The organism is Sphingomonas sp. ACRSK (assembly GCF_022346685.1).
In the GTDB taxonomy this organism is placed as follows: Bacteria; Pseudomonadota; Alphaproteobacteria; order Sphingomonadales; family Sphingomonadaceae; genus Sphingomonas; species Sphingomonas molluscorum.
Genome location: NZ_JAKRNR010000007.1, coordinates 92,508 through 117,196, shown reverse-complemented (window position 1 = coordinate 117,196; position 24,689 = coordinate 92,508). Strand labels below are relative to the sequence as shown.

22 protein-coding genes are annotated in these 24,689 nt (G+C 67.5%); 12 read left to right on the top strand and 10 right to left on the bottom strand.

Going from position 1 to position 24,689, the window contains the following annotated elements:
• Nucleotides 1–43: 43 nt before the first annotated feature.
• The 3 genes from MHZ35_RS05875 to MHZ35_RS05865 are packed head-to-tail and all read right to left on the bottom strand — an operon-like array spanning nucleotide 44 to nucleotide 4,028.
• Nucleotides 44–2,167, bottom strand: a complete 2,124-nt coding sequence (locus tag MHZ35_RS05875) for an RNA degradosome polyphosphate kinase (RefSeq protein WP_239434765.1) — start codon at nucleotides 2,165–2,167, stop codon at nucleotides 44–46.
• 2 nt (nucleotides 2,168–2,169) lie between these two features.
• A complete protein-coding gene (locus MHZ35_RS05870; protein ID WP_239434764.1) occupies nucleotides 2,170–2,811 on the bottom strand; it encodes a chromosomal replication initiator DnaA in 642 nt (213 codons plus the stop codon).
• Nucleotides 2,808–4,028 (bottom strand): heavy-metal-associated domain-containing protein, encoded by a 1,221-nt coding sequence (locus tag MHZ35_RS05865; protein WP_239434763.1) that lies wholly within the window; start codon nucleotides 4,026–4,028, stop codon nucleotides 2,808–2,810. The genes MHZ35_RS05870 and MHZ35_RS05865 overlap by 4 nt, the downstream gene beginning before the upstream one ends.
• Before the next feature lie 106 nt (nucleotides 4,029–4,134).
• On the opposite strand from MHZ35_RS05865, the gene purM reads away from it, so the two are divergent.
• Genes purM through MHZ35_RS05850 form a run of 3 tightly spaced genes read left to right on the top strand, consistent with a single transcriptional unit; the run spans nucleotide 4,135 to nucleotide 6,722 of the window.
• A complete protein-coding gene (purM, locus tag MHZ35_RS05860; RefSeq protein WP_239434762.1) occupies nucleotides 4,135–5,241 on the top strand; it encodes a phosphoribosylformylglycinamidine cyclo-ligase in 1,107 nt (368 codons plus the stop codon).
• Nucleotides 5,234–6,082: a phosphoribosylglycinamide formyltransferase gene (purN, locus tag MHZ35_RS05855; protein ID WP_239434761.1), complete on the top strand. Its 849-nt coding sequence runs from the start codon at nucleotides 5,234–5,236 to the stop codon at nucleotides 6,080–6,082. Before purM ends, purN begins: the two co-directional genes overlap by 8 nt.
• Nucleotides 6,083–6,125: 43 nt before the next feature.
• Complete coding sequence (locus MHZ35_RS05850) at nucleotides 6,126–6,722, top strand: hypothetical protein (RefSeq protein WP_239434760.1); 597 nt, start codon at nucleotides 6,126–6,128, stop codon at nucleotides 6,720–6,722.
• Between the two features lie 68 nt (nucleotides 6,723–6,790).
• On the opposite strand, the gene ndk is transcribed toward MHZ35_RS05850, so the two are convergent.
• The 3 genes from ndk to MHZ35_RS05835 form a co-directional block, all read right to left on the bottom strand.
• The gene (gene ndk, locus MHZ35_RS05845) at nucleotides 6,791–7,213 is read right to left on the bottom strand and encodes a nucleoside-diphosphate kinase (protein WP_125959627.1); all 423 of its coding nucleotides are present in this window, start codon (nucleotides 7,211–7,213) and stop codon (nucleotides 6,791–6,793) included.
• Nucleotides 7,214–7,309: 96 nt separating this feature from the next.
• Nucleotides 7,310–7,750, bottom strand: a complete 441-nt coding sequence (locus MHZ35_RS05840) for a DNA polymerase III subunit chi (protein ID WP_239434759.1) — start codon at nucleotides 7,748–7,750, stop codon at nucleotides 7,310–7,312.
• An 18-nt stretch (nucleotides 7,751–7,768) separates the two neighbouring features.
• A complete protein-coding gene (locus tag MHZ35_RS05835) occupies nucleotides 7,769–9,244 on the bottom strand; it encodes a leucyl aminopeptidase (protein ID WP_239434758.1) in 1,476 nt (491 codons plus the stop codon).
• 175 nt (nucleotides 9,245–9,419) lie between these two features.
• Here MHZ35_RS05835 and MHZ35_RS05830 point away from each other — a divergent pair, with 175 nt between their 5' ends.
• Genes MHZ35_RS05830 through rsmA form a run of 4 tightly spaced genes read left to right on the top strand, consistent with a single transcriptional unit; the run spans nucleotide 9,420 to nucleotide 14,978 of the window.
• A complete protein-coding gene (locus MHZ35_RS05830; protein ID WP_446741018.1) occupies nucleotides 9,420–11,663 on the top strand; it encodes an LPS-assembly protein LptD in 2,244 nt (747 codons plus the stop codon).
• A gap of 59 nt (nucleotides 11,664–11,722) precedes the next feature.
• The gene (locus MHZ35_RS05825; protein WP_446741017.1) at nucleotides 11,723–13,111 is read left to right on the top strand and encodes a peptidylprolyl isomerase; all 1,389 of its coding nucleotides are present in this window, start codon (nucleotides 11,723–11,725) and stop codon (nucleotides 13,109–13,111) included.
• 11 nt (nucleotides 13,112–13,122) lie between these two features.
• Nucleotides 13,123–14,145, top strand: coding sequence for a 4-hydroxythreonine-4-phosphate dehydrogenase PdxA (gene pdxA, locus MHZ35_RS05820; RefSeq protein WP_132883843.1), 1,023 nt, complete (start codon nucleotides 13,123–13,125; stop codon nucleotides 14,143–14,145).
• 5 nt (nucleotides 14,146–14,150) lie between these two features.
• Nucleotides 14,151–14,978 (top strand): 16S rRNA (adenine(1518)-N(6)/adenine(1519)-N(6))-dimethyltransferase RsmA, encoded by an 828-nt coding sequence (gene rsmA / locus MHZ35_RS05815; RefSeq protein ID WP_239434756.1) that lies wholly within the window; start codon nucleotides 14,151–14,153, stop codon nucleotides 14,976–14,978.
• Nucleotides 14,979–14,984: 6 nt separating this feature from the next.
• On the opposite strand, the gene MHZ35_RS05810 is transcribed toward rsmA, so the two are convergent.
• The 4 genes from MHZ35_RS05810 to MHZ35_RS05795 form a co-directional block, all read right to left on the bottom strand.
• Nucleotides 14,985–15,506, bottom strand: a complete 522-nt coding sequence (locus tag MHZ35_RS05810; RefSeq protein WP_239434755.1) for a tetratricopeptide repeat protein — start codon at nucleotides 15,504–15,506, stop codon at nucleotides 14,985–14,987.
• A 34-nt stretch (nucleotides 15,507–15,540) separates the two neighbouring features.
• On the bottom strand, nucleotides 15,541–16,722 hold the full coding sequence (locus MHZ35_RS05805; RefSeq protein ID WP_239434754.1) for an RsmB/NOP family class I SAM-dependent RNA methyltransferase: 1,182 nt from the start codon (nucleotides 16,720–16,722) through the stop codon (nucleotides 15,541–15,543).
• A gap of 21 nt (nucleotides 16,723–16,743) precedes the next feature.
• Nucleotides 16,744–18,201, bottom strand: a complete 1,458-nt coding sequence (gene guaB / locus MHZ35_RS05800; protein WP_239434753.1) for an IMP dehydrogenase — start codon at nucleotides 18,199–18,201, stop codon at nucleotides 16,744–16,746.
• 65 nt (nucleotides 18,202–18,266) lie between these two features.
• Nucleotides 18,267–19,046, bottom strand: a complete 780-nt coding sequence (locus tag MHZ35_RS05795) for a hypothetical protein (RefSeq protein WP_239434752.1) — start codon at nucleotides 19,044–19,046, stop codon at nucleotides 18,267–18,269.
• Between the two features lie 122 nt (nucleotides 19,047–19,168).
• On the opposite strand from MHZ35_RS05795, the gene MHZ35_RS05790 reads away from it, so the two are divergent.
• The 5 genes from MHZ35_RS05790 to rapZ all read left to right on the top strand — a co-directional run bounded on the left by MHZ35_RS05790 (nucleotide 19,169) and on the right by rapZ (nucleotide 24,679).
• On the top strand, nucleotides 19,169–20,986 hold the full coding sequence (locus tag MHZ35_RS05790) for a DUF885 domain-containing protein (RefSeq protein ID WP_239434751.1): 1,818 nt from the start codon (nucleotides 19,169–19,171) through the stop codon (nucleotides 20,984–20,986).
• A gap of 97 nt (nucleotides 20,987–21,083) precedes the next feature.
• Nucleotides 21,084–21,791, top strand: coding sequence for a response regulator (locus MHZ35_RS05785; RefSeq protein WP_239434750.1), 708 nt, complete (start codon nucleotides 21,084–21,086; stop codon nucleotides 21,789–21,791).
• Nucleotides 21,760–23,331 carry a sensor histidine kinase gene (locus MHZ35_RS05780; protein WP_239434749.1) on the top strand — a complete coding sequence of 524 codons (1,572 nt, stop codon included), beginning with the start codon at nucleotides 21,760–21,762 and terminating at the stop codon, nucleotides 23,329–23,331. The genes MHZ35_RS05785 and MHZ35_RS05780 overlap by 32 nt, the downstream gene beginning before the upstream one ends.
• Entirely contained in the window at nucleotides 23,331–23,759 is a 429-nt protein-coding gene (locus MHZ35_RS05775) for an HPr kinase/phosphorylase (RefSeq protein WP_239434784.1), read from the top strand. The genes MHZ35_RS05780 and MHZ35_RS05775 overlap by 1 nt, the downstream gene beginning before the upstream one ends.
• The gene (rapZ, locus tag MHZ35_RS05770) at nucleotides 23,756–24,679 is read left to right on the top strand and encodes an RNase adapter RapZ (protein ID WP_125959612.1); all 924 of its coding nucleotides are present in this window, start codon (nucleotides 23,756–23,758) and stop codon (nucleotides 24,677–24,679) included. The genes MHZ35_RS05775 and rapZ overlap by 4 nt, the downstream gene beginning before the upstream one ends.
• The last annotated feature ends 10 nt before the right edge of the window (nucleotides 24,680–24,689 follow it).

Below are 24,689 nucleotides of genomic sequence, written 5' to 3'. Positions count from 1 at the left end.
GCAACGGCGCAGGCGCGCGAAGGAGAGAAAGCAGCGCCATGGGTCAACCGTCCTGTTCGGTGAGATGCTGCCGCAGCGAAAGCTCCTGGGGCATGGTATCGTCGAGCGCCGCGCCACGTCCGGACAGCGAAGGATTGGTCATGAAATAGCGATGCAGGTTGAAGCCCGGGCCATCCACTTCCACCCGCTTGTAGCTGCCGTCCGGCCCCAGTTCCCAGCTCTGCTCCTCGTCGATCAGGTTGGCGAGCAGCACCTGATCGAGCACCTGCTCGTGCACGGTGGGGTTGGTGATCGGCAGCAGATATTCCACCCGCCGATCGAAATTGCGCGGCATCCAGTCGGCCGACGAGATGAACAGCAGCGCCTCGTCGTTCGGCAGGGCGCTGCCGTTGCCGAAGGCCCAGATGCGGCTGTGCTCGAGAAAACGTCCGACAATCGACTTGACGCGGATATTCTCCGACATGCCCGGCACGCGCGGCCGCAGGCAGCAGATGCCGCGGATCACCAACTCGATCTGCACCCCGGCGCAACTCGCCTCGTACAGTTTGTCGATCACCCTCGGATCGACCAGCGAGTTCATCTTCGCCCAGATCGCCCCCTCCCGACCCGCCTTCGCGTGGCAGATCTCTTCCTCGATCAGCTCGATGAGGCGGTCGCGCAGGTTGCGCGGCGAGATCGCGAGCCGCTCCAGATGCGCAGGCTCCACATAGCCGGTGATATAGTTGAACACCTGCACGGCATCGCGCCCGATCATTGGATCCGCCGTGAAGAAGCTCAGATCCGTGTAGATGCGCGCGGTGACCGGATGATAGTTGCCGGTGCCGAAATGGCAGTAAGTCCGCACCCCGCCGTCCTCGCGCCGCACGACCATCGAGATCTTTGCGTGCGTCTTCCAGTCGATGAAGCCGTAGACGACCTGGACGCCAGCGCGCTCGAGCGCCGAGGCCCAATAGAGGTTCTGCTCCTCGTCGAACCGCGCCTTGAGTTCCACCACCGCGGTCACGGACTTGCCCGCCTCCGCCGCCGCGATCAGGGCGCTGACGACGGCAGATTGCTTGCCTGCCCGATACAGCGTCTGCTTGATCGCGAGGACGTCCGGGTCGGCAGCCGCCTGCTTCAGAAAGGCGAGAACCACATCGAAGGTCTCGTAAGGATGATGGACGACGATGTCCTTCGCCCGGATCGCCGCGAAACAGTCTCCGCCGAACTCGCGGATACGCTCAGGAAACCGCGGACTGAACGGCGGAAACTTGAGCTCCGGGCGATCCTCCTCGACCAGGAGTGAGAGATCGCCGAGGCCCAGAAAGCCACTCTTCTCAATGAGCAGCGCATCGCTGCCGCCGAGTTCCTCCTTCAGGACGCTGAGCAGGCCGTCGCTGATGCCGCTTTCGACCTCAAGCCGGATGACACGTCCGCGCCGACGCCGCTTGATCGCGGAGCGGAAGTAGAGAACCAGATCCTCCGCCTCTTCCTCCAGCTCGATATCGCTGTCGCGCAGCACGCGGAAGTCGGCGGAGGCGCGAACTTCGTACCCAGGAAAAAGCAGCGAAGAGAAGCGCTTGATCAGCGTTTCTATCGCGACGTATCGGGCGGGCGTGCCGGGCAGACGGACGAAGCGCGGAGCCGCCGCCGGCAGAAGAACCAGTTCCCGCACACGCACGCCATCGGCAATGCGGACGAGGTCGAAGATCACGCTCAAACCCTGGTTCGGGATGAACGGGAACGGGTGGGCCGGATCCAACGCCTGAGGCGTGATCATCGGAAACAGCTGTTCCTGGAAATGGCGGCGGAGCCACGCCTCTGCCTCCCCTGCGATGGCGTCGCTTTCGAGGACGAAGATGCCCGCCTCCCCTAGCGCTTCCGCAAGATCATCCCAGATCCGCTGCTGGCTCGCCACCAGTGCTGCCGCATCCTCGACGATCGCGGCAAGCTGTTGCGCGGGCGTGAGGCCGTCGATGGACTTGAGTTCGACGCCCTGCATCACCTGGCCCTTCAGGCCGGCAACGCGCACCATGAAGAACTCGTCCAGGTTGCTCGCGGAGATCGAGAGGAACCGCAGCCGTTCGAGCAGCGGATGCGCCGGGTTGCAGGCCTCCTCCAGCACCCGCCGATTGAACGCCAGCCAGGAGAGTTCGCGATTGAAATATCCTTGGCCGGTTTCCGTCACCTTCAAGCTCCCTCTTGTTCCACGCCTGCTGGCGGCGCGTTCGGAACCAGTCCCGCATTCGTCAGGACTGGCCGCGCGGTCGTGATGGAAAGGCGACGGTTCTGGCGCACCATCGCATCTTCCTCCAGCGCTTCGACAACGCCGAGGATGCTGATGTAGCTCCGTTCCACCCGGCGCGTGATCCAGTCGATCAATCCCGGTCCTGCGACGAGCTCCCGCCGCTCGAACAGATAGTCGAGCAGCGAGGCTATGAGCCGCGCATCGGGGAGCCCCAGCGTCAACACCGGTGTTGCGCCGATCCGCGACCGGAGATCCGGGAGGCGAACGTCCCAGGCGGGGGGCGGCGCGTCCGCGACGACCAGCAACGGTCGTCGTTCGGCCTGCGCACGGTTCCACGCATGAAAGATGTCGACCTCGCTCTGGCGTTCGGCATCATCGATGACGGCCCCGCCAGTGCGCAACGCGAAGAGCCGGGACAGCAAGGAGCGACCGGACTTGCGGGGGCCGACCAACAGCGCGGCCATCACGGGCCAGGTGCCCCAATGTTCCAGGTGCTGGACGGCGTGCGCGTTGATGTCGCTCACCAGAAACTCGTCCGCCCGCGCGCCCACCGGCTGACCCAGCGGCAGGTCGAGTTGCATCATCCGCCGGTCGGTGCCGCCGGTGCGGCCGAGGGAGTGGGCGAAGGGGTGCCGGCGGCTCGACGGATGCGCAGCACGCCGCCGCCCTGCGTCACCTGCCAGCCGCGCGCCTGCAAGGCTGCTGAAAGCACGGCGGGATCGCCGTCAAAGACGACGCGCATGACGGACACGCCACCCAGCGCGAGACTGGTGGTGACTGCGGAACGGACGCCGGCGATCGCGCGGACCGAAGCTTCCGAGGATGCGAGCGCAGCGACGCCGGGCGTATCGAACTGAATCGAAAGCGTCGTGCGACCCTCCGACGTGGTCGTGGCGACCTCCGGTCCCAGGTCAGCCGCCCCTTGCGCGGGTATGTTCACGGTCGGAGTTGGTTGGCCCGGCGGCGGTGCGCTCAGCGCTGCATCGGTGCGCAAGGTGCCTTGGCGGAGCGCCTGCTGATAGGCCGCATCGATCCGGCGGACGCCCTCATCCAGCAGCGCGGGCAGCGCGTCGGTCCGCTCGACCCGAAGGGTGAACCGGGTGAGCACATGATGGTCGGGACCATAGCCTGCGGAGAAGTCGGCGATCACCGGACCGCCCGGCCACTGGCGCCGCAGCTTCACCTGCGGGATCAGGACGTCGGCTGCGCCATATTGATCGAGGATGGTGCGCCACCACCCACGGCCGCGGCGGCTTACCTGGCCGCCGTTCACCAGCAACGCGTCGGGGCCGGTGCCGGTCAGCCGGACATAGTCGATGACGCTGTTGCCCGTGCGAAAGCGCGCCCAGGCCTCCTGCCAGGGCGTCGCGCGCTCGAACACCGTCGCCGCGCCCCCGGATTCCTGGAGCGGCACGACCAGCAACGCGGGCGAGCGGAGCGTCTCCCCGGCGACGCCCAGGATCGAGCCCGCGCGCCCACGATTGAACAGCACGCCGAGCTTTGCAACGTAGCGGTTCGGTCCGATCTGCTCATTCTCGATGACGATCCCGCTCACCAGCGAGTCGAGCGCCGAATCGGAAAGCGAGCCCGGACGACCCGTCAGGCGCCGTGACAGCATGTCCCAGCCCTTACGCTGCGCTAGCCGCCAGCCTGCGGTTCTCGCGGCTTCGGCATTGGGGCCAGCTACATCGACGGAGACGCCGGAAACCTCGAAACTACCGGAACTTGCGATCGGCGCGACGCCACGGCCGCTGTCCTCGATCTGCGCGATCACAGTACCGCCGGTAGCAAGCAGCGCCACCAACAGGCCGGCACGCAGAGTTCGGGAAAAGCGCAAGCAAGGCATCGGCCGCCTTTTGACGAAGCGGGCGTGGAAATCCAAGCAGGATATGGCTAGTCGGTCGCCCATGAGCACCGAAGATGCGGGCGCGACGCCCTATACCTACGCCGGAGCCGGCGTTTCGATCGCCGCGGGCAATGCCCTGGTACGGGCCATCGCGCCGCTGGCGCGCTCGACCCGCCGCAGCGGGGCGGACGCCGACCTGGGCGGGTTCGGCGGCATCTTCGATCCCAAGGCGGCCGGGTTCAAGGATCCGCTCCTCGTGGCAGCGAACGATGGTGTCGGCACGAAGCTGAAGCTCGCGATCGAGCACAACGCCCATGATGGCGTCGGCATCGACCTGGTGGCGATGTGCGCCAACGACCTGATCGTCCAGGGCGCCGAGCCGCTGTTCTTCCTCGACTACTACGCCAGCGGCAAGCTGGAGCCCGAGGTTGCCGAGCGCGTGATCGCCTCGATCGCAGAAGGCTGTCGCCAGGCAGGCTGCGCGCTGATCGGCGGCGAGACGGCCGAGATGCCGGGCATGTATGCGGCAGGCGATTATGATCTCGCGGGCTTCTGCGTCGGTGCGGTCGAGCGCGAGCAGTTGCTTACCAAGGGTCGTGTCCAGGTCGGCGACGTGATCCTCGGGCTCGCCTCCTCCGGCGTTCACTCGAACGGCTTCTCGCTGGTTCGCCGGTTGGCTGCGGACAAGGGCTGGAAACTCGATCGGCCTGCCCTCTTCGACCAAGACCGCCTCCTCATCGACGCATTGATGGCGCCGACCAAAATCTACGTGAAGAGCCTGCTGCCGCTGCTGCGCGAGGAGCGCATCCACGGCCTGGCCCACATCACCGGCGGCGGCCTGCTCGAGAACATTCCGCGCGTGCTGCCCGACGGCTGCCACGCCCGCGTCGACGCCGATGCCTGGGAACAGCCGCGCCTGATGGCGTTCCTTCAAGCGCAAGGCGCGATCGAGCCGGAAGAGATGGCGCGGACCTTCAACTGCGGCATCGGCATGGCGGTGCTCGTCGCAGCGCAAGAGGCGGACGGTGTCGCAGCGGCGCTGGAAGAGGCGGGCGAGCAGGTCTTCCGCATCGGCACGGTCGAAGCGGGTGACTGTGGTTGCACCGTGGTCGGAAGCGCCGGCACCTGGAGCGGGCGCAGTGCGTGGACGGCGACCCACCTTGGCTGAGAACGTCCGCCGCAAGCTCGGCATCCTCATTTCGGGCCGCGGCTCGAACATGGCGGCGCTGGTAGAGGCGGCCCGCGCCCGGGATTGCCCGTTCGAAGTCGCGCTGGTGTTGAGCGACAAACCCGAAGCGGCCGGCCTCGCCTGGGCGGCCGGACAGGGCGTGGCGACCTTCGCGCAGAGCCCGAAGGGGATGCCGAAGGCCGAATACGAAGCCCGCATCGACGCCGCACTTCGGAGCGCCGGCGTCGAGTTGATCGCGCTGGCCGGCTATATGCGCCTCCTGTCCCCGGCGTTCGTGGAGCGTTGGGCGGGACGCATCCTCAACATCCACCCCTCGCTGCTGCCGAAGTACAAGGGGCTCGACACGCACGCCCGCGCGATCGACGCGGGCGACGCGGTTGCCGGCTGCTCGGTGCACCTGGTCACCGAGGAGCTCGATGCCGGCACCGTGCTTGGTCAGGCCGAAGTACCCGTCCACCTCGGCGATACTGCCGAGGCACTTGCCGCACGGGTGCTGGTAGAGGAACATCGACTGTACCCACGGATCCTGGCGGAGTTCGTACGCAGCATGGCCGACACCCCCCTTGCCCGCGTCCGCAGCGTCGCGCTCGCCCTTCCCGAAGCGGAGGAGGAAAACGAAGGCGACACGTCGAGCTTCTCTGTCGACAGGACTGTCTTTGCGCGGATTACCGGCGACGGCGCGCTGGCGACCCGCAGCGAGAGCGGCTGGCGCACGCTCACAATCAGCGAGGATGCCGATTGGACGGTGATCGGCGACGCGATTGCGCGGGGCTGGGAGCTGTCTGCGCCCCAGGCACTGCTGGAGGCCGGCGGACGATGAGCGAACTGGGATGAGCGAGAAGCCGCGCAAGCGCTGGCGCTGGTTGACGCTGGCGGAGATCGTCGGCGTCGTGGCGCTGGTCATTTCGGCGCTGACGCTCTGGAACAACGTGTCGCTGCGCAAGGACAGCCAGATCCAGCGGGAGGAAGAGGCAGCACGCGAGGGCGCGAAAGCGGATGCTCAGGCACATGTCGCCCGCCTCGTGACGCTTGTCGGAACGCCGGGAAGCGACGGAAGCAGCCTGGAACTGAGCGATAAGAACCACAGGATCGAGCGGATCGAGGTGCAATTCCCGCCTTCGCTCAAAGTGCCGTCGAAGGACGGCGTGCTGGATACCCGGATAGACGCGGACTGGATCGCGGAGCCGGTGCTCAAGCTCACCGATGGCGGCGCCGATACCATCCAGGGGCGCCTGCCCATCCGCATCGACAGCCACTATTGGGACGCAGACGTCCAGCGCGAGGACAGCGCCATCTATGAGCTGGTTTTCGCGACGGAGGGGCGCCTGCTCGGTGGCAGGACGCTGAAGCTGCAGGGGGTGGCGCTGAAGCAGCGGCATCCTGGGAGCAACTCGGCTGCGCTGCTCGACCGGCTTTGGACGGCGGAACGGCGCCGCCTGGCCATTCCCACAAAGAAATAGGGCGCAGCTCCGTTCGGAGCCGCGCCCTCAATTCCGCTGGATCGCCGCCCATGCGGGCGACGTCCCGATCAGCCGACGATTTCTTCCGGCTTGAAGAAGTAGGCGATCTCGATCGCGGCGTTCTCTTCCGAATCCGAGCCATGGACCGAGTTCGCTTCAATCGACTCGGCGAGCTCCTTGCGGATCGTGCCCGGCTCGGCGTTCGCAGGGTTGGTCGCGCCCATGATGTCGCGGTTGCGCTTCACGGCGTCCTCGCCCTCGAGCACCTGCACGACCACCGGGCCGGAGATCATGAAGGAGACCAGGTCGTTGAAGAACGGGCGCTCGCTGTGCACCGCGTAGAAGCCCTCGGCCTGTTCCTTGGTCATCTGGATGCGCTTGGACGCGACGACGCGCAGGCCGGCTTCCTCCAGCATCTTGGTGACGGCGCCCGTCAGGTTGCGGCGGGTTGCGTCGGGCTTGATGATCGAAAACGTGCGGGTCGCGGCCATGGCCGTACGGCTCCTTGAGATGATGGCTTGTTGAAAAGTCGCGGCTCCCTAGTCTTCATGCCGCTTTGATGCAAGCCGGAGCACCCCGGGAGCAGGTCAGGCCGCCTGTTCCCAGCGGCCGCTCTCGCCCTGCTTCCAGTACCGGCGCGAAACGTCAGTCCGGTCGGCAAGCGTGCGCCATGCCTGGCGGGCCTCCACGATCCGTTCGTCGTCGAAGAAGTGGAAGGCTCGCTCGAACGCCAGCGCGCCGTCGCGCCATAGGCGGTCCGCAAGCGCGATGTTGCGGGCGCCGTTCGTGGGCTGGATGTCGCCCGCAATCAGCACCGGCTGGCGAGCGTCGCCGGGGCCACCCGCCTGTGCGTGCGGCAAGAAGCTTTCGGCCGCATAGGCCCACAGGCAGCGGTCCAGCGCCTGCCGCGCCTCTTCATGCTCGGCCACCACCAGCAGGCGACCGCCCCCCGCCACCACCCGCTCGGCGATGCGCGGCAACGCACGCTCGAGCGGAAGCTGGGTAAGATGGTAGAAGTCGACCTGCATGGCGGTGGCGCGTCGCGATCAGCCTTCGAACTGGTCGCGTACGAAGCGGTCGAGCACGCGGACGCCAAATCCGGTCGCACCCTTGTCCCAGGCCACGCCGGGCTTGTCGGCCCAGACCATGCCCGCGATGTCGAGGTGGGCCCAGCGGACCTCCGGCTCGACGAACCGGCCGATGAACTGGGCGGCGGTGATCGAGCCAGCGCCCCGGCCGCCGATGTTCTTCATGTCGGCAATCGGCGAGTCGATCAGCTTGTCATAGGCCGGCGAAAGCGGGAAGCGCCACAGCTTGTCGCCCGTCGCCTTGCCGGCGGCCAGCAGCTCGTCGGCGAGCGAGTCGTCGTTGGCGAACAGGCCGCCATGCTCGTTGCCCAGCGCGATGATCATCGCCCCGGTCAGCGTCGCCAGGTCGACGATCGTCTTCGGCTTGTGCGTGCGCTGCACCCAGGTGATGGCGTCGCACAGCACCAGGCGGCCTTCCGCGTCGGTGTTGAGAACCTCGATCGTCTGGCCGGACATGGAGGTGACGATGTCGCCGGGGCGCTGGGCGTTGCCGTCGGGCATGTTCTCGACCAGGCCGCACACGCCGATGACGTTGGCCTTCGCCTTGCGCAGCGCCAGCGCCTTCATGGCGCCTGCCACGGCACCCGCGCCGCCCATGTCCCACTTCATGTCTTCCATGCCGGCACCCGGCTTCAGCGAGATGCCGCCGGTGTCGAAGGTCACGCCCTTGCCGACGAATGCGACATCGACGTCGCCCTCGCCCTTTCCGTTCCAGCGCATCGCCAGCAACTGCGCCTCGCGCACGGAGCCCTGGCTCACGCCGAGCAGCGCGCCCATGCCCAGCTCCCGCATCGCGGCTTCATCCAGCACGGTGATCTCGATGCCGAGCTCCTCGAGATGACGGCAGCGCTCGACGAAGCTCTCCGGGTACAGCACGTTCGGCGGCTCGCTCACCAGGGTGCGCGTGAGCGCCAGGCCATCCGTCAGGGCCTTGGCATCGGTCCAGGCAGCGTCGATCCCTTCCGGCGCGCCCACCACCTCGATCCGCTCCAGCGTCGCGCGCGCGCTTGCCGGCATGCGGGTCCGATAGACGTCATGGCGCCAGCTCCGCTGCTCGGCTGCGGCGAGCAGCCGCGCAACGGCGGTGGCGCCGGCCGTCGCCGAGAGCGTCGAGAGGTCGATCACCAGCGCAGGGATGCCGGCGGTCAGGAAGCGCGCGGTCAAGGCGCCGCCGGCGCGCTCCAGGTCCTGTTCGGTGCCGCTGCCGGTGCCGAGCAGGATCACGCGCGCAGCCCCGTTCCCCTGCGGCACGAAGATCTCGGCGATCGTGCCGGATTCCCCATCGAACCGGGCGCCCTCGGCCGCTCCCCGCACCAGTGCAGCCGTGGCGCTTTCCAGGCCCGCGTCGCCGAGCGAAGCAATGCCTGCTTTCCCGACCGGCAGCACCAGCGCCGCAGCATCTGCGGGCCGCGAGGAGATGAAACGGATCTGCATCGATAATGTCCCTGTGGTGGAATCGGGCGCCGGACGGCGAGCCGCACCCTTAGGCCAGGCTCGGCACGCACGCAAAGCGACTGGAGGGCGATTGCGGTTCCCGAAAGCGGATGCGATAGGGCCGGTTCATGGATCGCCCCGCGAGCCGCGGCCGCCGCATGGAGAGTAGTTCTAGGTGAAGCGTAGCGTCCTCCTCCTGTCCGGCGCGGTGCAGTTCTGGCTGGCGTTCGGCGGCGCCTCCGCCATGGCGCAGGATCTTCAGGACCGGCCGGTGCCACCGCCGCCGCCCGAAGCCGCAGCAGCGCCAGCCTCCGAGGATGAAATCCGCTTCACCGCGGACCGGCTCGACTATGACACCGAGGCCGATGTGGTCACGGCGACCGGCGACGTGCGGATGTTCCGCGAAGGCGACCGGCTGCGTGCCGACCGTGTCAGCTGGAACCGCAAGTCGGGCCAGGTCGTGGCCGAGGGGAACATCGCGGTCACGAACCCGGAGGGTGATACGGCCTATGGCGATCGCATCGAGCTGACCGACTCGTTGAAGGATGGCCTGATCCAGAACATGCTGGTCGTGCTGGACGAGGGCGGCCGGATCGCCGCCCAGCGCGGCAGCCGCGACGCCGGCGGCGTGATCCAGGTCGAGCAGGCCGCCTACAGCCCGTGTGCCGTGACAGATACCGAAGGCTGCCCCAAGCAACCCTCGTGGCAGATCACCGCCGTCCGGGTGACCTACAATCCGACGGATCATCGCATCCGCTACTCCGGCGCGCAGCTGAAGCTGTTCAGTCTGCCGGGCATTCCCCTCCCCGCGTTCAGCCATTCGGTAGGTGGCGGCAGCGCGGGCGGCGTGCTCACCCCATCGTTCCGGATCGACCGGGTGAACGGGGTCGAGGTGGCAGTCCCCTATTACTTCGCACTCGCGCCGAACCGCGACCTCACCATCACGCCACACATCTTCACGTCGGTTCTGCCGATGCTGGAGGCGGAATACCGGCAGCTCACCGAAACCGGCGCGCTGCGTGTGATCGGTTACGGAACCTACAGTCGCCGGAGCGACGAGGTTCTGGACAGCGGGGAGACGGTGAACAGCGAGCGCTCCTTTCGCGGCTATATCGACGCGGTAGGCAGGTTCCAGCTCGACCCCAACTGGAGCGTAAGCGGGTCTCTGCGCCTTCAGACCGACGACACGTTCCTGCGTCGGTACGACATCTCCCGCGAAGACCGGCTCCGCAACAACCTGAAGGTCGAGCGGATCGACGAGGATAGCTACCTCTCAATCGATGGCTGGGCGGTGCAGACGATGCGGACCGGCGACAACCAGAAGATGCAGCCGATCGCCCTTCCCGCGATCGACTACCGGCGGCGGATCGAAGGGATCGCCGGGGGCGTCCTGCAGCTCCAGGCGAACTCACTCGCGCTGTTCCGCCAGGAGGGCCAGGATACGCAGCGCGCCTTTGCATCCGCGCAGTGGGATCTGCGGCGCATCACGGACTGGGGGCAGCAGGTAACGTTGACCGCCTATGCCCGCGGGGACATCTACAACGCGAACGATACGCTGGAGACGATCCTCGCCAGCTACCGCGGCAATGAGGGCGTCAGCACGCGCGCGATCGGCGCCGTCGCCATCGACGTGCAATGGCCCTTCGTGGGAGAGGTCTTCGGCGGCACCCAGCGTATCACGCCGCGACTGCAGGCGGTCGTGTCGCCGCATGTCGCCAACCTTTCGGTTCCGAACGAAGACGCACGGGCGGTCGATCTCGAGGACTCCAATCTCTTCGCGCTCAATCGCTTCCCCGGCTACGACCGGTTCGAGGACTCGACGCGGTTTACCTACGGCATCGACTACGCGCTCAACCTGCCGGGCGTGGAGATCAACGCGACCGTGGGGCAAAGCTATCGCCTCTCGAACCGCGAGACGATCCTTCCGGATGGCACAGGGCTGGACGATCGCCTGTCCGATATCGTCGGACGCACCGAGGTCCGTTTCCGCGACTTCGTGCAGTTCACCCACCGCTATCGCCTCGACAAGGACGGGCTGGCCGTGCGCCGCAACGAAGTCGACGCGACGATCGGATCGCGCAAGACGTACCTCCTGCTGGGCTATCTCCGGCTGAACCGCGATATCGATGCGGTCGAGGACCTGCTGGACCGCGAGGAGGCCCGCGTGGGCGCCCGGGTGCAGTTTGCACGCTTCTGGTCCGTGTTCGGCTCCGCGACCGTCGATCTTACCGACCGCAGCGAGGACGTCCTCTCCGCCGCGGACGGCTTCGATCCAATCCGGCACCGGATCGGCGTCACCTATGAAGACGACTGCCTGCGGCTGGGCGCCACCTGGAAGCGGGACTATCAGGACAACGGCGACGCGCGCGGCGGCAACAGCTACTTGCTGACGCTGGCATTCAAGAACCTGGGCCGCTAAGCCCCTGTTCAGGGACGTGCGGGCAAGGTGAGCGCTGGATTGTGCCCCTGTCGCGCCGGATGGTTGATGAGGTTGAACACCAGGTGATCAAGAATTTCGTGAACGGGCGCCGCTTCCGGAATGCCGCCACGCTGCTGCTGCTCGCCGGTGCGGCGACCGCATCGACCCTGTCGGCGCAGGTCGTGCCCGACGACCAGGCAAGCCCCGCGGCGAACCTCAATCTCCCACAGAATCCGACCATCTTCGGCAAGCAGGATCCGAACGTCCGCAAGGCGACGGCGATCGTCAACAACGCGGTGCTGACCGGGACCGACGTCGACCAGCGCATCGCGCTCGTCGTGGCGCTCAACAACATCAAGCTGAGCCCGGAGGATCGTGACCAGCTGCGCTTGCAGATCGTCCGCCAGCTGATCGACGAGACGCTGCAGATACAGGAAGCCAAGAGCAACGACATCACCGTCACGACGACGGAGATCGACCAGGGCTTTGCCCGGGTGTCACGCAACTTCAAGCGGACGCCGGACCAGATGCGCGCCTACCTGCGCCAGGTCGGTTCGTCGGAAAAGTCGATGAAGCGCCAGATCGAGGGGGAGCTTGCCTGGAGCCGTCTCCTGCGCAGCCGCGTGGAGCCCTTCATCAACGTCGGCGACGAAGAGGTGAAGGCCATCCTCGACCGTCTGGAGGCCGCCAAGGGCACGGACGAGTATCACCTGAAGGAAATCTATCTCTCCGCCACGCCGGATCGAGAGGCTGAGGTGATCGACGCGAGCCGCAAGATCATCGAGCAGATCCGCAAGGGTGCGCCGTTCGAGTATTTCGCCTCGAACTTCTCCGAGGCGTCGACGCGTGCGGTGCAGGGAGACCTGGGCTGGATCCGCCTTGCCACCCTGCCGGCGCCGCTCGCGCAGGCAGCGCAGGGGATGGAAGTGGGCCAGATCGCAGGTCCGATCCAGACGCCGGGCGGCTTCTCGATCCTGTATCTGACCGACAAGCGTCAGGTGCTGATGGCCGACCCGCGCGATGCGCGGCTCAGCCTGCGCCAGCTCACCAAGAACTTTCCCGCGGGCACGAGCCAGGCACAGGCGACGAAGCTCGCCGCGCAGTTCGCAGAGGCGACCAGCAAGATCCGCGGCTGCGGCGAAGTCAGCAAGGTGGCGAGCGACCTCGGTGTGGAAGTGGTCGACAACGACTCGGTCCGCGTCCGGGACCTGCCCCCGGCGCTCCAGGATCTGATGGTGAAGCTGCAGGTGGGCGAGGCCACCCAGCCGTTCGGCAGCCCGACGGAAGGCGTGCGGGTGCTGGTGCTGTGCGGCCGCGACGATAGCCGCACAGCGAGCCTGCCGTCCGCCGAGGCGGTGCAGCAGCAAGTCGAGCAGGAGCGCGTGAACCTGCGTGCTCAGCGCATGCTGCGCGACCTGCGTCGCGACGCCATCGTGGAGTATCGCTGATCCCTAGCGCGATGCCTTCCAGCCAGCGGCCGCCCGAGCTTCCCCCGCTGGCCGTCTCAATGGGCGATCCGGCTGGGATCGGGCCGGAGATCATTGCCAAGGCATGGAGCGCGCGGGCGCCGCATATGCTCCCGCCGTTCTTCGCGGTCGGCGATCCGCGCGCGGTGTCGCAGGTCTGGGATGGTCCCGTCGTCGCCATCAGCGATCCGCATGAGGCGACAGCCGCGTTCGGCAACGGGCTTCCGGTGATCGCGGCGGCGGATGCTGGCGAGGTCGTTCCCGGGGCGCCCGACATCGACGGTGCACGGTGCGCGCTTCAATCGCTGGAGCTGGCGGCCGGCCTCGCCCGATCGGGAGCCGCCAGCGCGGTGATCACCGGGCCGGTTTCCAAAAAGCAGCTGTACGACATCGGGTTCACCTATCCCGGCCAGACGGAGTTCGTGGCGGAGCGGTGCGGCGTCGCGCATGAGAACGCAGTGATGATGCTCGCCGGCCCTACCCTCCGGGTAGTTCCGATCACCACGCACATCCCGCTGCGGAGTGTTGCGAGCACGATCAGCATCGAGTTGATCGTCGCCAAGGCGCGCGCCACGGCTCGTGGCCTCCAGCGGAACTTCGGCATCCTGAAGCCGCGCCTGGCCTTCGCCGGGTTCAATCCGCATGCCGGCGAAGGCGGCGCGATCGGGAGTGAGGAGATCGACTTCCTGATTCCCGCCATCGAACAGCTTCAGGCAGAAGGCATCGACGCGGTAGGGCCGTATGCAGCGGATACGATGTTCCACCCGCGTGCGCGCGCACTCTACGACGTGGCGCTGTGCCTCTATCACGACCAGGCGCTGATCCCGATCAAGACCCTCCACTTCGACGAGGGCGTGAACATGACCCTGGGCTTGCCCATCGTACGCACGTCGCCGGATCACGGCACGGCGTTCGGGATCGCCGGACGCAACGAGGCGGAACCCGGAGCGATGATCGCGGCGATCCGCATGGCTGCACAGGCCGCAGCCGTGCGGCGCACCAGCGCCTGCCAGTAGCATCCATGGACACGCTGCCCCCGCTGCGGGAGGTGATCCGCCGCCACGGTCTGAGCGCAAGCAAGGCGCTCGGCCAGAACTTCCTATTCGACGGGCAGCTTCTGGCCCGGATCGCTCGTGTGCCGGGCGATCTTGCCGGGCAGGAAGTGCTCGAAGTCGGGCCTGGGCCAGGCGGGCTGACGCGCGCTCTGCTCGCTGCCGGAGCAAAGGTGACGGCGATCGAGCGCGACCATCGCTGCATCCCCGCCCTTCGGGAACTGTCCGAAGCCTATCCGGGCAAGCTCCGGCTCATCGAGGGGGACGCGCTGGAGATCGACGCGCCCGCCCTGTTTGAGGGCCGGCCGCATATCGTCTCCAATCTGCCGTACAATGTCGGCACGGCGCTGTTGATCGGCTGGCTCTCCTCCGATTGGTCTCCTTGGTGGCAGAGCCTGACGCTGATGTTCCAGAAGGAAGTGGCCGAGCGCATCGTCTCACAGGCGGGTGAGGAAGCTTATGGCCGACTGGCGGTCCTCGCGCAGTGGCGATCGACGGCGCGTATCGCGATGCCGGTGCATCGCTCTGCCTTTACCCCGCCGCCCAAGGTGATGTCCGCCGTGGTGCACATTCTTCCTGCCGAGATGCCGGAGGGTGTGCGAATGGCGACGCTGGAGCGGCTCACCGCCGCCGCATTCGGACAGCGTCGCAAAATGCTTCGGCAGAGCCTGAAGCCGGTCGCCGGCGCACTCGACGCAGCCGAGCGCATCGGGATCGACGTCACCCGGCGTGCGGAGACGGTCCGGGTGGAGGAGTTCGTTGCCCTGGCCCGGGCGCTCGACGCGCCAGCGAGTTGATCGGTCTTACGGCTTGGCGGGTGTCGCCGCCGGTGCCTGGGCAGGCGTGACCGACTGCTGCGCGGTGGCGGTGGCCGGCGGCCCCTTGCTGATCGCAGCGGCGAGGGCCGTCGCGTCCGTGCAGTCGTTGCCGCACAGCTTCCGGATCTTCGCCAGATTCTCCTGCGCCTTCACCATGGCACCCTTCGCGACCAGCGCCTCACCCTGCCCGCGTAGCGCCCGCAGGTCGGTCGGCTCCAGTGCCAACGCCTCACGGTAGAGCCGGATCGACTGCCCGGGCAGCCCACGCGCCCGCGCGATCTCCGCCAGCACGTTGAAGGCCTGCCGGTTGCGCGGATCGACCACCAGCGCGGTTTCGATCAGACCGGCTGCCCGATCCAACTGTCCGGCCGCGCGCGCGGCCTCCCCCTGTTGCAGCAACGCCATCGACCGCGGGTTGATCTGGTCGTCGGGACGCTGGCCGCTCAGCGACGTGGAGATGCTGACGAGCGCCAGTGCAGCTGCCGCCGTCAGAGTGGTGAGGCGCATGATCTTCTCCGTTAGCGTCACGAGTGCACGGCTATCATGCGCGCACCAGCCTCGCGACAAAAAAGCCGTCTGTGCCATCGTGCGCGGGCGTCAGGCGGCGCCCGTCGCCATGCCGTCGCCCGACGGCGGCTTCGATCGGCGCAGCCGACCAGCCAGGGTGCCGGCTCAGGAAGGCTGCGACCTGGTCCCGTCCCTCTGCGTCCAGCAGAGAACACACGACATAGGTCAGGGCTCCGCCGGGGCGTACCGACTCCGCCCCGACGTCGAGCAGCCGAGACTGTACCTCGGCAAAGCGGGCAAGCCGCTCAGGCGTCAGCCGCCATCTCGCCTCGGGATTGCGTCGCCAGGTCCCGGTGGCCGAGCAAGGCGCGTCGACCAGCACGACATCGGCGCTTCCGTGAAGGTCTGCCAGCCCTTCGGCTTCGCGCTTGGGGTCGAGCAGCCGGGTTTCCGCGACGGTGACACCCGCTCGCGCGGCGCGTTCGGGAAGTCGGGAAAGCCGCGCGCGATCGGTATCGCTCGCCACGATCCGACCGCGGTTCTCCATGGCGGCGGCCAGGGAGAGGGTCTTGCCGCCCCCTCCTGCGCAAAGATCCACGACGCACATGCCGGGCTCCGCACCTGCGAGGCTGCCGACGATCTGGCTGCCCGCATCCTGCACTTCGATGCGGCCTTCCCGCCATGCGGGCAACGGCTCGACCGGGGCGTCTGTCCCCAGCCTCAGCGCGTCCGATGCAAACGCCAATGGCTCGCCGCCGATCTCCGCCTGGACCGATGCGCGATCCCCCTTCAGCCGGTTGACCCGCACGTCGACGGGCGCCCGCTCCAGGAGCGCAGCGACTTCGTTCGTGTCGAGTTCGGAAGCCGCGAACGCCTCGATCAGCCACGCAGGCGCAAGCGCCGCCTCCGCCTCGGGTTCATCCGCCTGGATCGGAGCCGGTCCGTAGCCGGAACCGTCGAAGCACTCCGCCAATTCCGGGCGACCACGCGCCAGCGCGACCACCGCCGCACGACCGCTCGCCGGCCGCTCCCCGAAGCTGCGGATCGCTTCGTAGACAAGCCCGCGGATCGCCCGCCGATCCTTCGATCCGGCGTAGCGCCGGGCTGCAAAGAAGCGCTGGGCGACCGTGTCGGCGGCCGCACCCCCGCTACGCGCCGCCTCTATCACGGCATCCAGCAAGTCGATTGCGGCCTGCGCCCGCGCAGCCGGTGTCACGGCAGCACCCTCGTCGCGCGGTCAGCGGGTCGGATAGTTGGGCGCTTCACGCGTGATCGTCACATCATGCACATGGCTCTCGCGAAGACCCGCGCCGGTGATACGAACGAAGCGCGCGCGCTCCTGGAGCTCCGGGATCGTGTGCGAACCCGTGTAGCCCATCGCCGCCTTCACGCCGCCGACCAACTGGTGGATCACGTCGCGCGCCGGACCCTTGTAGGGTACCTGGCCCTCGATGCCTTCGGGCACCAGCTTCAGCTGATCCTTGATGTCCTGCTGGAAATAGCGGTCCGCCGATCCCTTCGCCATCGCGCCCACCGAGCCCATGCCGCGATACGACTTGTAGGCGCGGCCCTGGTACAGGAACGTCTCGCCCGGGGCCTCTTCGGTGCCCGCGAGCAGCGATCCGATCATTACCGCGGATGCGCCGGCAGCCAGCGCCTTGGCCACGTCGCCCGACGTGCGGATGCCGCCGTCCGCGATCACGGGCACGCCCGACTTGCGCGCTTCCTTGGCCGATTCCATCACCGCGGTCAGCTGCGGCACACCGATGCCCGCGACCACACGGGTGGTGCAGATCGAGCCAGGGCCGATCCCGACCTTGATCCCGTCGGCGCCCGCATCGATCAGCGCACGGGTCGCCTCGGCCGTGGCGACATTGCCTGCGATCACCTGGACGGAGTTCGACAGCTTCTTCACGCGTTCGACGGCGCGCGCGACCTCGCGGTTGTGGCCGTGCGCCGTATCGATGACGATGAGGTCGCACTCGGCGTCCACCAGGGCGGCGGTACGCTCATAGCCCTTGTCGCCGACGGTGGTTGCGGCTGCCACGCACAGCCGGCCGGCGGCGTCCTTGGTGGCCGAAGGATAGGTGACCGCCTTTTCAATGTCCTTGACGGTGATGAGGCCGACGCAGCGGTACGCCTCGTCCACCACAAGCAGCTTCTCGATGCGACGCTGGTGGAGCAGGCGGCGTGCTTCTTCCTGGCTGACGCCGGCCGGGACCGTCGCGAGGTTGTCGCGCGTCATCAGCTCGGAGATCGGCTGCGCCGGGTTCTCGGCGAACCGGACGTCGCGATGGGTGAGGATGCCCACCAGCTTGCCCGTCGTGTCCGTCACCGGGATGCCGCTGATCCGATGGCGCTCCATCAGCGTCCGAGCTTCCGCGAGCGGCGCATCCGCCAGGATGGTGATCGGGTTGACCACCATGCCCGATTCGAAGCGCTTGACCGCGCGCACCGCGGCGACCTGTTGCTCGAGGTCGAGGTTACGATGAAGGACGCCGATGCCGCCGAGCTGGGCCATCACGATCGCCATGTCCGCCTCGGTAACGGTATCCATTGCCGAGGACAGGAAGGGGATGTTGAGCGCGAGGCCGCGGGTCACCTGCGTCCGCGTGTCCGCCTGGCTGGGCAGAACGTCGGATTCCGCCGGGTACAGGAGAACGTCGTCGAAGGTGAGACCGAGAGGGATGTCCATGGGGGCGCCAGATCCTGCGGGAGTCGAAGGTTGGCGGCCCATGTAACCAAGGTCATGCCGCCGCGCTAGGGGGCGATTGGCGCCAGCGCGTCGACGTGCGCCTGGAGATAGGCGCTGACTTCGCCGACCAGCGAGCCGCCGAAGCGCGGGTTGATCTCCAGGATCTGCGGTCGCCCGTCCTCCAGCTTGTAGTTGAAGCAGCAGGTACCCTCGTACTCCATCGCGTCCAGAACGGCACAGCAGAGCGATAGCGCGTCACCGGGATCGGCAGGCACAACCGCCTTGGCTCCCTGAGCTCCGCCGCGCACGGCCAGAGGCGTTCCCATGTCGTACCGGTAGCAAAGCTGGAAACGGACATGCCCGTCGATACGCAGCAGGTGCAGGACATATTCGTCGGCGCCGGGCACGGCCCGTTGATGGAAGGAGTCTTCCGGGATGGTGCCGATCGCCGCCGCCTCCGCGGCATCGCGCACCATCACGCAACCTGCCCCGAAGTTCCCGTGACGGGACTTGCGGATATAGGGGAAACAATCCGGTTCGTCGTCCAGCAGCGCCGGGACGTTCTCTCCGAAGCCCTGTTCGATCATCCACTCGTTGCATGCGAGCTTGTCGTCGCACAGCGCCACGAGCTCCGGACTCGGCAGCACCGCGCGGCGAACACCGTCGAAGTTCGCTGGGCGTGCCTGCGCTATCTGCGCGACGCTAAGCGGCACCACCAGGTCGAAGCCTGCGAAGTCCGCAGAAGCGAGGTCCGCGAAGCTCGGCTCGAACCGCGCACGGTCGATGAAGTGGGCGATTGCCGGCGCTTGCGTGGAATGCTCGCCGAACAGCACGCGGCGGATCATGGGTGCGCCGCCAGGTGGCGAGCGAGATGGGCTGTCCTCATGGCGCCGTCATGCTAGCAAAGCCGCTCAATTCCAAGCCGGGGCAGATGTCGCTGCCCCGAAGCTGCCCTTGAGGAGCCCGCATGACCCTGACCCGCCGCGAACTTCTGGCTGCCGGCGCGGCCGCCGCTGCGACCCAGGCTCTGCCGGCGACCGCTTTCGCCGCCACGGGAGCCGACGCCGCGGCGGAAGCGCTGTTGTCGCAGATCGCGGAATCATTGCTGGCGGATATGCCCGAAACGGCATCGGGATTGGGGATCGACACGGGCAAGCGGGCCGCGCTCAAGTCCCGGCTCGGCGACCGCTCCCCTGCGGGTCAGGCGAAGCTGCGCCAGCACCTCACGGATCATGTGCGTCGCCTGAAGGCAATCGACACGGCGCAGCTCTCTACGGCCACGCGCACCGATGTCGACGTCGTCCGCACCGCGTTCGAGACTGCGCTTGAAGGCTTCGCCCAACCCTATGGCGACGTCGCGGTCGGGGGCTGGCGAAACACGCCCTACGTGGTCGTGCAGAACGTCGGGGCTTATCTGGACACCCCGCGCTTCCTGGACAGCGATCACAAGATCGAGACCCGGACGGATGCAGAGGCATTCGTCGCCCGGGTTAACGCTTATGCCGATCAGCTGGATGGCGAGACCGAGCGCCTGCGCGCTGCGACGGCGCTGGGCGTGATCCCGCCCGACTTCCTGCTCGACAAGACCCTGGCACAGATTGGCAAGAGCCATGCCGGAGCGGTGACCGACTGGGATCTCTACAAAAGCTACGCCAGCCGCACCGCCAAGATCCCGGGTACGGACGCCAAGGCTGTCGCGCAGGTGTTGGAGCAGAAGGTCCGACCCGCGCTGCTTCGCCAGGAGGCGGCGCTGAAGGAACAGCGGGCAAAGGCGACCAGCGACGCCGGAGCCTGGAACCTTCCGAACGGCGACGCCTATTACGCCTGGGCGCTCCGGGCCTCCACGACGACCAACATGACGCCCGACGAGGTCCACGCCATGGGTCGCGAGGAACTCGCGCGGCTTCAGGCGGAGATGGATACGATCCTGAAGCCGCTCGGCTATACCAAGGGCACCGTCGGCGAGCGGATGACGGCGCTTGGCAAGGACCCGCGCTTTCTGTTTCCGAACGACGACAAGGGTCGCGAGCAGATCATCGCGCTGCTGACGGATCGCATCCAGGACATGCGGGCCCGTATGCCGCGCGCGTTCCACACGCTGGTTCCGGGTCGCGCCGAGGTGCGCCGTATCCCCCTGGTGGAGGAAGCGGGCGCGCCGGGTGCCTATGGCGGACCGGGCTCGATCGACGGCAGCGTTCCGGGCAAGCTGTGGATCAACCTGCGCACCACGGAGATCTGGCCGCGCTACGCGCTTCCCACCCTTTCCTATCATGAAGCCATCCCCGGGCACGTCTGGCAGGGCGAATATACGTTCCGCTTGCCGCTCATTCGGTCGCCGCTTGGGTTCAACGCCTTTTCCGAAGGCTGGGCGCTCTACGGGGAGCAGCTTGGCGACGAGCTGGGTGTCTACGAGAAGGATCCCGTGGGGCGGCTCGGCTATCTCCAGTCGATCGCCTTCCGCGCCTGTCGTCTGGTGGTCGACAGCGGCCTTCACGCGAAGCGGTGGACGCGCGAGCAGGCGATCCAGTGGTTCGCCACCACCAACGGCTCGACCGTGGAGGAGGTAAGCGGTGAAGTGGACCGCTATTGCTCCTGGCCCGGCCAGGCCTGCGGCTACAAGGTCGGGCATTCGGAGATCAACCGGCTGCGGCGCAAGGCGCAGCAGGCGCTTGGCGACCGCTTCGACTTCCGCGGGTTCAACGACGCGGTGATCACCGGCGGCGGCGTGCCGATGACGGTGCTGGAGCGGAACATCGATGCCTTCATTGCAAAGGCGCGGGGGTGACCCCGCGCACGCGCCGGCGTCACGATGCCGTTGAGGTTGAGCCTCCCACCTCTTTGGGATACCGCCGGAGCATGGCAGCGAAACCAAGGGATCGGCGATGACGGCGACGATCGCGCTCGTCGATGACGATCGCAACATCCTGACCTCGGTCTCGATCGCCCTTCAAGCGGACGGGTTCTCGACGCGCGTCTATTCGGACGGCGAGGCAGCGCTGAAGGCATTGATCGACAACCCGCCGGACCTTGCCGTGCTGGACATCAAGATGCCCAAGATGGACGGGCTCGAGCTGCTGCGGCGCCTGCGCGAGAAGAGCCAGATCCCGGTGATCTTCCTGACGTCCAAGGACGACGAGCTCGACGAGGCGCTCGGCCTCGCCATGGGTGCCGACGACTACATCGCCAAGCCCTTTTCCCAGCGGCTGTTGATTGCCCGCATCCGCGCGATCCTCCGCCGTGCCGAAGCGCCCGCGGTCGCTCTCGGCTCGGGCGAGGAGCCCCCGCAGCCGGTTCTTGTCCGCGGGCGTCTGTCGATGGATCCGGCGCGCCACCGGGTTACCTGGAACGGCGGCCCGGTGACGCTCACGGTGACGGAGTTCCTGATCCTCGAGACGCTGGCACAGCGTCCCGGTATCGTGAAGACCCGCAACCAGCTGATGGACGCGGCCTACCAAGACGACATCTATGTCGACGACCGGACGATCGACAGCCACATCAAGCGCATTCGTCGCAAGTTCCGGCAGGTCGACTCCGAGTTCGACGCCATCGAGACGCTCTATGGCGCCGGCTACCGTTTCTCGGAGGAATAGGGAGCAGGCGCTGGGCTCCCGCCGCTCCGGGCGGGTTTCGCTCACGCCGCGCATCCTGTTCGTCAACATCTTCGCCCTGGCGCTCGTCGCCGGCGGCTTCTTCTACCTGGACAGCTTTCGCGCGCGCATCCTCGATGAGCGGGTGAGCCAGGCCGAGCGGGAGATTGCGCTCACCGGCGAGGCCCTGCGCGCGGTGGACCCGGAAGCTCGTACCCGGCTCCTGCTGCGAATGGCCCGCGCCCAGGGTGCGCGACTGCGCGTGTATGACGCCGGTGGCATCGAGCGCTTCGACAGTCGCGCGGCGGGCGTGCAGAATTTCCGACTGCGGGATCCCGACAAGGAGCCGTGGCAGCAAGATGTCGCACGGCTGCTCGACGCGATGATCGACACCGTCGCCGGCACCCGCCGTGCCCCGCTGTACCGCGAACGCGGCAAGTCGGACGGGCTGAAATGGCCCGAGGTAGTCAGCGCAGCGGCCACGGGAAGAGGCGTCGCGACCGTCTGGCGCGCACCGGATCGCTCGCCGGTGATCACCGCCGCGGCGCCACTCGCGGCCGGGGCTACGCTCCATTCGACGGTGGACGCCCGCGACATCGTCCAGACCGTTCGCGCCGAACGCCTGCGGTTGAGCGTCGTCCTGCTGGTAGTGGCGCTCGTCTCCATACTGCTGTCCCTGTTCCTCGCGCGGACGATCGTGCAGCCGCTCCGGCTGCTCGCGCGTGCGGCGGTGCGCGTCCGCCTGGGCCGGGCGCGCGAGGTCGTCGTGCCCCGCCTGCCCTACCGACGAGACGAGATCGGGATGCTGGCCCGCGCGATCTCCGACATGAGCGGCGCCCTGCGCGCGCGGATCGACGCGACGGAAGCCTTCGCCGCAGATGTGACGCACGAGCTCAAGAACCCCCTCGCCTCGCTGCGCTCTGCGATGGACAGTCTCGACCACGTCAAGGACCCTGCCTTGCAGGAACGGCTGATGGCGATCATGCGCGACGATGTGCACCGCTTGGACCGGCTGATCAGCGACATCTCGGATGCTTCGCGCCTCGACGCGCAGTTGAGCCGCGCCAAGTTCGAGCCGATCGACGTGGCGGCCCTGCTGGAGGCGCTGGTTCGCCTGCGCGCAGAACGCGAGCCGGTCAGAGGCGTACGCGTACGCTTCGATCGGCTCAGCGAAGGGCCTTTGCTCGTCTCCGGCGAAGGCTCGCGGCTGGAGCGAGTGTTCGAGAACCTGTTGGACAACGCCGTCTCTTTTTCGCCGGACGATGGACTCGTCACCGTGTCGGCGGTCGCCGAGGACAGCTCGATCGTGGTTCGCGTGGAGGACGAGGGTCCCGGCGTACCCGAGGAAGCACGGGACGCGATCTTCCGCCGCTTTCACTCGGTCCGTCCGGCCAGCGAGGCTTTCGGCACCCACTCGGGCCTGGGCCTTGCCATCGCGCGCACCATTGTCGAAGGGCATGGAGGCATGATCGCCGTCGAATCCCGAGAAGACCGCCTGAGTGGTGCCCGCTTCGTTGTCCGCCTGCCGCAGGTCGCGGCGTGATGCCGGCTGCGGAGACACTCCACGCCTGCTGTGTCGCAATCGACGGCCGTGGCGTGCTGATCGAAGGAGAGTCGGGCGCTGGCAAGTCCGACCTGACGCTCCGGCTGGTGGATCGCGGCGCCGAGCTGGTCAGCGACGACTATACGGTGCTTGAGGTGCAGGAATCCCGCCTGGTGGGTCGCGCACCGGAACGAATTGCGGGGCGGATCGAAGTGCGCGGGATCGGCATTGTCTCTTTGCCCTTCCGGAACGAGGTACCCGTCGCCATGATGGTCCGCATCGAGCCCACGCCAGAGCGGCTGCCGGAACGCCCGGAGCAGCGCTGCATCGCCGGGATCGAGATCCCGCTCGTGGCGCTTCCTGCTCTCGAGCCCTCGGCACCGATCAAGGTGGAACTCGCCCTTCGCATGCTCGCGGGCGCTGCATGAGCGCGCGGAACGAGCCCCAGCGCATTCTTCTCGTCACCGGTCTGTCCGGCGCGGGCAAGTCGACCGTGCTCAAGACACTCGAGGATCTCGGCTGGGAAGTGGTCGACAACCTGCCGCTGCTGCTGCTCGATCGCCTCCTCGCGACCGAACAGCCGGTCACCCACCGCGAGGGTGGCCAGCCGCTGGCCATCGGCATCGGTTCGCGCACCCGCGGCTTCGACGCGGAGAGCATCGTCCGCCGCATCAAGCTCCTGAACGAGGAGGGCGGCCGCGACATCGGCACGCTGTTCCTCGACTGTGCCAGCACCGAACTGGAGCGGCGCTACGCGGAGACTCGGCGGCGGCACCCGCTCGCGCTCGATCGGCCAGCCAGCGACGGCATCGCGCGGGAGCGGGAGCTCCTGGCGCCACTGCGCCGCTGGGCGAGCCAGCTCGTCGACACCACCGACATGTCCGCGGCCGACCTGGCGCAGCAGGTCCGCGTAACGTACTCGATCCCAGGCCACGGCGAGCCGACGCTGTCGGTGCTTTCGTTTGGTTTCGCACGGGGACTGCCGCGCAACGCCGACATCGTCCTGGATATGCGCTTCCTGCAAAATCCCCATTGGGTGCCGGAGTTGCGCCCCGGAACGGGACAGGACGCCGATGTCGCCGCCTATGTGGCGGAGGATCCTGCCTATCCAGCGGCGATGCAGGCGATCGAGACGCTGCTGGGCACCCTCCTCCCGCGCTACCGGGCCGAAGGAAAGGCCTATGTTACGGTCGCGTTCGGGTGTACCGGGGGGCGACACCGTTCGGTCCACGTCGCAGAACGGATGGCGTCATGGTTGCGCGACGCAGGATTTTCGCCCACGGTGACCCACCGCGATCTGGGAACAATTCCCCAGAACTCGCTGGAGGATGCACCGCAGGCTCCATGAATCGCTCGGG